The sequence below is a fragment of the Streptomyces purpurogeneiscleroticus genome, from assembly GCF_020024005.1.
Classification (GTDB): domain Bacteria; phylum Actinomycetota; class Actinomycetes; order Streptomycetales; family Streptomycetaceae; genus Streptomyces; species Streptomyces purpurogeneiscleroticus.
In genome coordinates this window covers 1-8598 of sequence record NZ_NHSG01000221.1, presented here as the reverse complement: position 1 = coordinate 8598, position 8598 = coordinate 1, and the positions used below count along the sequence as shown (strand labels likewise).

The 8598-nt window shown below is 74.0% G+C and carries 4 protein-coding genes; 1 reads left to right on the top strand and 3 read right to left on the bottom strand.

Going from position 1 to position 8598, the window contains the following annotated elements:
* Positions 1–48: 48 nt before the first annotated feature.
* Complete coding sequence (locus tag CCS38_RS14485; protein WP_223733667.1) at positions 49–3705, bottom strand: bifunctional glycosyltransferase/CDP-glycerol:glycerophosphate glycerophosphotransferase; 3657 nt, start codon at positions 3703–3705, stop codon at positions 49–51.
* Positions 3706–3826: 121 nt separating this feature from the next.
* Here CCS38_RS14485 and CCS38_RS14480 point away from each other — a divergent pair, with 121 nt between their 5' ends.
* Positions 3827–6139 (top strand): bifunctional glycosyltransferase/CDP-glycerol:glycerophosphate glycerophosphotransferase, encoded by a 2313-nt coding sequence (locus CCS38_RS14480; protein WP_308050798.1) that lies wholly within the window; start codon positions 3827–3829, stop codon positions 6137–6139.
* A 71-nt stretch (positions 6140–6210) separates the two neighbouring features.
* Here CCS38_RS14480 and CCS38_RS14475 read toward each other — a convergent pair whose 3' ends face one another.
* The gene (locus tag CCS38_RS14475; protein ID WP_223733666.1) at positions 6211–7134 is read right to left on the bottom strand and encodes a class I SAM-dependent methyltransferase; all 924 of its coding nucleotides are present in this window, start codon (positions 7132–7134) and stop codon (positions 6211–6213) included.
* A partial coding sequence (locus CCS38_RS14470) for a CDP-glycerol glycerophosphotransferase family protein (protein ID WP_223733665.1) occupies positions 7131–8598 on the bottom strand: 1468 nt, incomplete at its 5' end. The genes CCS38_RS14475 and CCS38_RS14470, both read right to left, overlap by 4 nt.

The following is an 8598-nucleotide window of genomic DNA, read 5'->3' as shown; positions in this document are numbered from 1 at the left end:
CGTCACCAAGGGTCTCCGGCGGCTGCGCCGCGGCTGATCCCCGCGGCCTCAGCTCAGCAGGTCGGCGGCCCGGGCCGTGGCCCGCCCGTCGTCCCGCGTGCAGTACGCCGCACGGAAGCGGGCGTAGGCGTCCGCGCTGCGCCGCGCGACCCCGTCCAGGTCGCGCAGCGCGTCCACCAGCTCCCCGGTGTCCCTCAGCAGCGGCCCCGGCACCTCCGCCTCGAAGTCGAAGGTGAAGCCGCGCACGGTGTCCCGGAAGTGCTCCAGATCCGGCGTCAGGAACAGCATCGGGCGCCCGGTGTTGGCGAAGTCCACCGCCAGCGAGGAGTAGTCCGTCACCAGCACGTCGGCGGCCAGCAGCAGCTCCATCGCGTCCGGGAAGTCGGTCACGTCCCGCACGAAGCCGTCGGCCCCGCCCGGCACCCGGTCGGCGACCAGCGGATGGCTGCGCAGCAGCAGGACGTGGCTCTCGCCGAGCGCCGCCCTGGCGTGCGCCACATCCAGCGGCAGATGCAGCTGGTAGTGGTCCGCGTCGTACGCCTTGTCGTCCCGCTGCGTCGGCGCGTACAGCACCACCTTCTTGTCCGCGGGGATGCCGAGGCGCTCGCGTACCCGCCGGGCCGGCTTGTCGAGGTCGCCGCTGACCAGCATGTCGGTGCGCGGCAGGCCGGTCTCGTGGATCTCCCCTTCGTACCCCAGGGCCCGGCCCAGCAGGGACGTGCTGTGCGCGTTGGGGGAGAGCAGCACGCTCCACTGGTGGCCGCGGCGCGGCTGCGGCCACAGGTGGACCAGGTCGGCGCAGAGCGTGCCGGCCAGGTCGGTGCCGATGCGCTTGACCGGGGTGCCGTGCCAGGTCTGCAGGACCCGCTGGCCGGACCGGCGGACGAACCACTCCGGCAGATGGGTGTTGGTGACGATGCGTCGGCTGCGGGCCAGCGCCTCGTGCCACTCGGTACTGCCCAGCAGCACCGGGCGGGCGCCCTCGGGGACGTGCGCGTGGGCGTCGCGGACCACCCACAGGTGCTCGGCGCCCGGATCGCGGCGCGCCAGCTCCCGGTGCACGGCGCGCGGCGAGTCGCCGCCGCAGCGCCCGTCGAAGCTGCTGAACAGGACCGTCTCGCGCAGCGGGCGGGAGCGGCGCCGCGGGTAGTGCTCCTCGCGCAGCAGCCGCTGCCGGTACGGGCCGCGGTCCGCGTCCGGCACCGCGGGGCCCGCCTCGACGAAGAGCCGGTCGTGGAAGCGGCGGTCCACGGTGAGCGGCCGCGGCGCCGCGGGGCAGACCGCCGGCAGCCCGGCGAAGAGCGTGGGGCACAGCCGTACGGGCAGGTCACCGGCGCCGTGCCGGTGGCCGCCGGCGGCCGCGCCGACGGGGCCCACCGCTCCGGCGGCCGTGTCGTCCGCCGCCCCCGCGTCGTACTCGGCGCCCGGCCCGACCGCGTCGGCCGTGTCCGCCGTGCGCAGGAAGAGATACCAGCGGCCCTCGCGCAGCGGCCGGTGCCCGCCGCAGGAGGGGACCGCGGCGGGCCGCAGTACGGCCGTGAACCGCTCGCCGTCCCGGGTGGCGGGGAAGACCGCCTCGGCGGCGTACCGGCTGTGCCGCAGCACGGCCGCGAGCGGCGCCCCGTCCCCGGCCGCGCCCGGCAGCCGCCCCGCCACCTCCAGCGACCCGTCGGGCCGCCACGCCAGCCGGTCGGCGAACGGCTCGGGGGCGCGCAGGTGCAGGACGAGGTTGCCGGCCGCGGTGGCGGTGACCACCAGCTCCCGGCCGCCGCTGTCGACCCCCCGCCCGGCCGGCGCTGTGGGGTCGGCCGCGATCCGGGCCGTCCTGCCGTCCGCGTAGACCAGTACGGGGTCCCAGGTGGCGGCCTCCTGCCCGGCACCCACGGCGGCCTCGTGCCCGGCATCCGTGGCGGTCTCGCCCGTGGCCGGCTCGGTCGGGTCGGCCAGCTCGGCCGGGTCGATGCGCAGCGTGAGGCGATGGCCGGTGCCCTCGGCGGTGATGTCCGCTTCCGTGAGCGGCCGTTCGAGGCGTTCGCCCGTGCCGCGGTGGGTCAGCCGCAGCGCCACCGGCGCGTTGGCCGAGGCGTCGTCCACGGTCAGCTCGGCCGCGCCGTCGCCCACCGTGCGCTGCCCGGCCAGCCGCCGCACGGTCCGCTCCACCGACAGATGCAGCCGCCCGTCCTTGTACCAGGGCACCACCCGCATCCCGTCGGCCACCTCGTGCGGCAGCGGGTGCGCGCCGGAACCGGTGTCCAGGGCGCGCAGCGCGGCGGGCCGCACCACGCCGGCCCCGGCGACCACGATGCCCGCCTTCCACTGGCCGGGCCGGAACCGGCCGCCCTTGGCCAGCCGCTGGGGATCCACCGTGATCTCGAAGCCGGACCAGTCGTAACAGTGCTGCTCCTGGCGGGAATTGTGGGTGGCCTCCGGCGCGGGCACGGACCGCACCGGCAGCACGATCCGGCGCTTGCCCGACATCAGCACCGCCGCCTTCGGACAGCGCAGCCGGCCGGGCGCCGCGATGTTGCGGATGTAGGCGTAGCCGCGCAGCACCAGCTTGCCGTCCCGCCACACCGCCTCCCGCAGCCGCGCCCGTACCGGCAGGTCCTGGGCGGTGAGCCGGGTGACCTCGGGCGGCAGCGGGATCGGCCGGCCGCCGCCGACCGAGAGCACCGCGCGCTTGCGCAGCGGCGGGCCCGCGACGTGGAAGCCGGAGTTGTTCCGCTGCTGGTACTGCAGCAGCCGCAGCAGGTCGTCGAGGCGGTCCTCCCGGATCAGCGTCCACTTGATGCGCTGCTCGACGGGGAGTTCGGCGTACAGGGTGGGGTCGATGCGGCTGAGGAAGTCCCGGGCACCGGTCATGAACACCCGGTGGTACTCCTCGCCCGCCATGGGCAGCGCGTCGATGAAGTACTGCAGGTCGTCGAGGAGCACGGAGCGGTCGTAGTCGCGCTTGTGCCGGGTCCAGCGGGTGCGGTCCGGGTCGGCGAGGAAGCGGCTGACGCCGTCGACGGCGGCGAGCCGGTCCCGTACGCCCTTCACGTCCGTGCGGCGGCGGGTGATCGAGCCCTCGCGGATGCGCCAGTAGTAGACGTGCTCGTGCAGGACGTCGACGGCCTCGGCGAGGAAGTGCGCGGGGATGGTGAGCGGGGTGTCCTCGTAGAGCACGCCCTCGGGGAAGGCCAGCCGGTGCCGGTCCCAGAAGGCGCGGTGGAAGACCTTGTTCCAGGCCACCCGGTCGGCCAGCAGGGTCAGGTCCCGGCTGATGTGGGTGCCCAGGACCGTGCGGGTCATGGTCTTGTGCTGCCACGCCTGGCTGCGGCCCTCCGTGGTCAGCCGGTAGACATTGCCGGTCGCGAAGTCCGAGCCGGAGGTGTCCAGCAGGGAGACCAGGCCCTCGTAGGCGCGCGGCGGCAGCACGTCGTCGCTGTCCATGAAGGTGAGGTAGGCGGTGCGCGGATCGGCGTGCCGGGCACCGGTGTTGCGGGCGTGCCCCAGCCCCCCGTTCTCCTGCGTCACCAGCCGGAAGCGCGGGTCGCGCGCGGCGAACTCCCGGGCCAGCTGTGGCCCGGAGTCGGTGGAGCCGTCGTCGACCATCACGACGTCCAGCTCCCGCAGGGTCTGGGCGGCCACGGACGCGAGGCATTCGTGGAGGTACTCCTCCACGTTGTAGATCGGGATGACGACGGTGAGCCGGGGATCCATGGAGCAGACCAGACCTTTTCCAGGGGACGCACGGGACACCAGTCCAACCCCGTGCGGACTCACCCGTCACATTTGCTGCGCTGTTCGAGTGACCGGCCCCGGCGGAGGAACCGGACGGAGCGTGATCGTCCGCCTACGCTGCTGCTGCACCCTGCGTACCGACCCCTGGATGGCCATGCCCCGCTTCAGCGTCATCGTCCCCGCCCGCGGCGTGCAGGGTTTCCTGCGCCACTGCCTGGACTCCGTGCTCACGCAGTCCTTCGAAGGGGTGGAGCTGATCGCCGTCGACGACTGCTCGGACGGCGGCGACGGGGCGATCATCGACGCGTACGCGGCGGCCGATCACCGGGTCATCGCACTGCACCTGGAGCGTCCCGGGGGCGTGGGCCCGGCCCGCAACGCCGGCGTCCGCCGCGCCACCGGTGAGTACCTCCTCTTCCTCGACGGTGACGACTTCCTCGCGCCCGGCGCGCTGGCCGCGATCGACGCGCGGCTGCGGGCGGCGGGCGAGCCCGATGTGCTGCTCTTCGACCACGACCGGATCGACGTCTGGGAGAAGCGGCACCCGAGCGCCGACCGGGAGTTCCTGGAAGCGCACGCCGACACGGTCTTCACCGCCGAGGACGTGCCGGAGTGCCTGTCCGTGCTGCCCGCGCCGTGGAACCGCGCGGTCCGCCGCGACCTGTGGGAGGAGCACCGCTTCGCGTTCGCCGACGGCCCGTACGACGACGTACCCGTGGTCTTCGGGGTACTGCTGGCAGCCGCCCGGATCGCCTGCCTGGACCAGGTGTGCGTGACCTGGCGCAAGCGCCGCCGGGGGAGCGCCTCCACCGTCCCCGGGCGGCACCACTTCGCGGTCCTCGGCCGGTACGACGCGGTGTTCCGCGCGCTGACCGGGAGCGGAACCGGGCTGGGCGGCGGCACCGAGGCGGCCCGCGGCGTCCTGTTCGCGCACGCCGCCGGCCGGCTGCTGCGGATCATGGAGGACGACGGCCGGGTGCGCGCCGGGGACCGGGCCGACTTCTACCGGGAGCTGGCCCGCCTGCTGCGCCGGCACCGCCCGGCCGGGGCCGAGCTGCCCGCGCATCTGAACTCCTACGCCGTCTACCGCTCCCTGCAGCGCGCCGGAACGCTCCGGCACCGCACCGCCAAGACGCTGCGCTCCCGCCGGCACCGCACCGCCCGCAGCGTCTACCGCCGCTACTACGGCCTCCAGCTGCGTCGCCCGGTCGACGAGAACCTCGTGGTCTACGCCGCCTACTGGAACCGTGGCGTGCTGTGCAGCCCCGCCGCGATCCACGCGAAGGCCCGTGAGCTGGCGCCGCAGCTGCGCGGCGTGTGGGTGGTGGACCGCCGGCACCGCGAGGACGTGCCGCCGGGCGTGGAGACCGTACTGGTGAACTCGCGCCGGTACTGGGAGGTCATGGCCCGCGCCAAGTACCTCGTCAACAACGCCAACTTCCCCGGCACCGTCCACAAGCGCCCCGAGCAGATCTACATCCAGACCCACCACGGCACCCCGCTGAAGAAGATGGGCATGGACCTGCGCCGGCACCCGGCCGCCGCCCAGGGCGTCAGCTTCCTGCGCATGCTCGACCACGCCGACCAGTGGGACTACTGCCTGTCCTCGAACCCGCACTCCACCGAGGTGTGGCAGCGCGTCTATCCCAGCGACTACGAGACGCTGCCGACCGGCTATCCGCGCAACGACCGGTACTTCACCGCCACCGCGGAGGACGTGCGCAGGATCCGCGCCGGGCTGGGCATCGTGCCCGGCACCACCGCGATCCTCTACGCGCCCACCCACCGCGACTACGAGCGCGGCTTCAGCCCGCCGCTGGACCTGGAGCGCCTCGCCGAGGCCCTCGGCGAGGGCTACCAGCTCCTGGTCCGCACCCACTACTTCTACGGCGCCGACTCGCGGCTCGCCGCGCTGGAGGAGGCGGGCCGCATCCTGGACGTCTCCCGGCACCCGTCCGTGGAGGACCTGGCCCTGGCCTCCGACGCGCTGCTCTGCGACTTCTCGTCGCTGATGTTCGACTACGCGGCGCTCGACCGGCCGGTCGTCGTGCACTCCTCGGACTGGGAGGCGTACCGGCACGCCCGCGGCGTCTACTTCGACCTGCTCTCCGGCGAGCCCGGCGACACCCCGGGCCACATCGCCGCCGACGAGCAGGCCATCGCCGAGGTCTTCCGCTCCGGCCGCTGGACGGACGACCGCTCCACGGAGCTGCGGGCCGCGTTCCGGGAGCGGTTCTGCCCGTACGACGACGGCCTGGCCGCAGAGCGCGTAGTCCGCCGGGTCTTCCTCGGCGAGGACACACTGCTACCGGTGATCCCGCTGGCCGAGCGCACCGCCGCCCCGCCCCCACACGAGGCGGAGGACGAGGCGGAGCTCGACGACGACGAGCCGGCCGGCGTACGCGCCCCGTAAGGGGCGCGGGGAACTGCGCGAGCAACCAGCACGGCGCGGCAGCCGGGCGACGAGCCCAGGCCCTACGGCGCCTAGCGCCCTCGGTTACGCGCCGCGACAATCGCCTTCGTGACGACCGGCGGCAGCACATTCACAGCGACCCGCCGCAGCGCGCTCCGCCCCTTCGGCCCCCCACGTCCCGCGGCATGCGGGACCGCGACCCGCGGCGCCCCGGACCGCACCCGGTGCCGCGACACCGGATGCGCCGGCTCCTTCGCCCCCTTGGCCGAAAGCCGGATCAACGGTTGCCCCGCAACCTCCTGCACCTCGTGCCACAGATCATCGCGCCCGGCGAGCCACTCCAGCAGCTCGCCGCGGACCGGCTCCGCGTCCCCCCAGGTGCCGTAGAACTTCGTGCCGGTAATGCACAGCGGCTTCAGCCCGCCGGTGGTCACCGCCTGCCAGGTGGCCGCGGCCACGCCGGGGCAGTGCTCGGCGCGGTAGTCGTCCAGTACGACCACGCCGTGCGGGCGCAGCAGCTCCCGCACGGCCAGGATGTCGCCGTGTACATGCTCGTACAGGTGCGAGGCGTCGATGTGCGCGAAGCGGCAGCTGTCGTCCTCGACGTGCGCGCGGATCACGGAGGACAGGCCCTGGACGAGGTGCGGCAGCTCGTCGTGGAAGGCGAGGTAGTTGGCCTCGAAGGCGCGGCGGGTGAGCGTGGCGTAGGACTTCGCCATCTCCTTGGAGTTGGAGGCGTCCTCGGCGGGGGAGTCGAAGAGGTCGCAGACCGTGAAGCGGTCACCGGCACGCAGCCGGGCGCCCATGAAGATGGCGCTCTTCCCCATGTACGCGCCGAGCTCCAGCAGGTCGCCCGGTTCCTTGAGGCGTTCCTGGCGGGCCAGGAACCAGTCGAACATGAGCTGGTCGGCGGTGAAGAACCAGCCCTTGACCTCGGACAGGCGGGTGGGTCGCGGGAGCTGCTCGGCACTCTGGTCTGCGGTGAGGGCAGTCATGTGCGGTCCGTCTCCAGACGGTCGGGGGAATCGATGGCGACATGCGACGCGTGTGCTGTTGTGGGCCCGGGCACCGGCTGCGGCACCGCGAGGCGGCGGGCCCGCTCGGGAGAGGGCGCGGGCCGGCGCTCATGGAGGGGTACGGCATCGGGCGGCGACCCCTCGTCGCCGAGGAACACACGGCGTACTACGCGTTCCGCGGCGTGGCCGTCATCGTAAGGGCAGAAAAGTGAACGGAAAGTGGCCCGCAGAGCGGCCGAACGGGGACCGTGCCATGCGGGACTCGCGAAGATGTCGATGAGCTCCTCCTCGTTGCGCGCCACCGGCCCCGGCGGGTGCCGGAGCAGATCGAAATAGGTGCCGCGGGCCTCCCGGTACGCCTCCCAGTCGTCGGTGAGGACCACCACCGGCCGGTCGAGGTTCACGTAGTCGAACATGAGCGAGGAGTAGTCGGTGACCAGCGCGTCCGAGGCCAGGCAGAGGTCCTCCACGCACGGATGGCCGCTCACGTCGATCACCCCGTCGCCGGGCGGCGCCGGCGGCACGTCCGCGGCGTACCGCGGGCCCTCCAGCGAGGAGAAATGCGGACGCACCAGCACCACGAAGTCGGGGCCGAGCTCCCGCAGCAGCCGGTGCGGGTCCAGCGCGGGGCGGCGGGAGCGCCGGTAGTCGCGGTGGGTCGGCGCGTACAGGATCGCGGTGGCGGACGGCGGAATGCCCAGCTCGGTACGGATGCGCAGCACGTCCTGGGCGGTGGCGCGCAGGAACCGGTCGGTGCGCGGCTGCCCGTACTCCAGCGTCGTGTAGTCGGCGGGGTAGACGCGCTCCCAGGTCAGGGTGGCGTGGCGGTTGGCGGAGAGGCTGTAGTCCCAGTTGTCCACGCCGCGCAGCAGCCGCGCGAAGTCGGTGCCGCGGGCCGCGGCCGGGCGCTCCTGGAGGTCCAGGCCCATGTGCTTGAGAGGGGTGCCCCGGTGCGTCTGGAGCAGCACCTGGCCCGGCCGCTTGGCCAGCCGCCCGTCGAAGTGCACATTGTTGACCAGGTACTTCGAGCGGGCCAGCGCGGTCCAGTACGCGGCGGTGCCGGGCTGCAGCCACCGCACGTCCGGCGGCACGGTGTCCTCGTACCCGGGCGCCGCCACCCAGGCCGTGCGCATCCCCGGACACAGCTCGCGCAGCTTGGCCTCGATCGCGGCGGGGTCGCCGGCGTAGCCGCGGTGCCAGTGCGCGGTGAAGACCGCGTGGTCGGGGCGTACCGGCAGCCGCCGCTGGAACCGGTAGTGGAGGCCGAGCGCGGCGCGCCGCGTCCGCCGCAGCACCCACCGGGCGCGGCGCGCTACGGCCCGGCGCAGCCGCTGCGCGCCCGCCAGCAGCCGGAACGGCCGGTGCCAGCCGAGCCGTACCAGGCCGTGTCGGACCCGGACGGCGAGCCGCGGCGGGGCGCTGTCCACAGCGGCGGGGGCGGGG

What these genes read in the sequence shown, in the direction of transcription:
- CCS38_RS14485 (WP_223733667.1), bottom strand. Translation starts at nt 3,705, where the DNA reads ATGGATCCCCGGCTCACCGTCGTCATCCCGATCTACAACGTGGAGGAG.
- CCS38_RS14475 (WP_223733666.1), bottom strand. Translation starts at nt 7,134, where the DNA reads ATGACTGCCCTCACCGCAGACCAGAGTGCCGAGCAGCTCCCGCGACCC.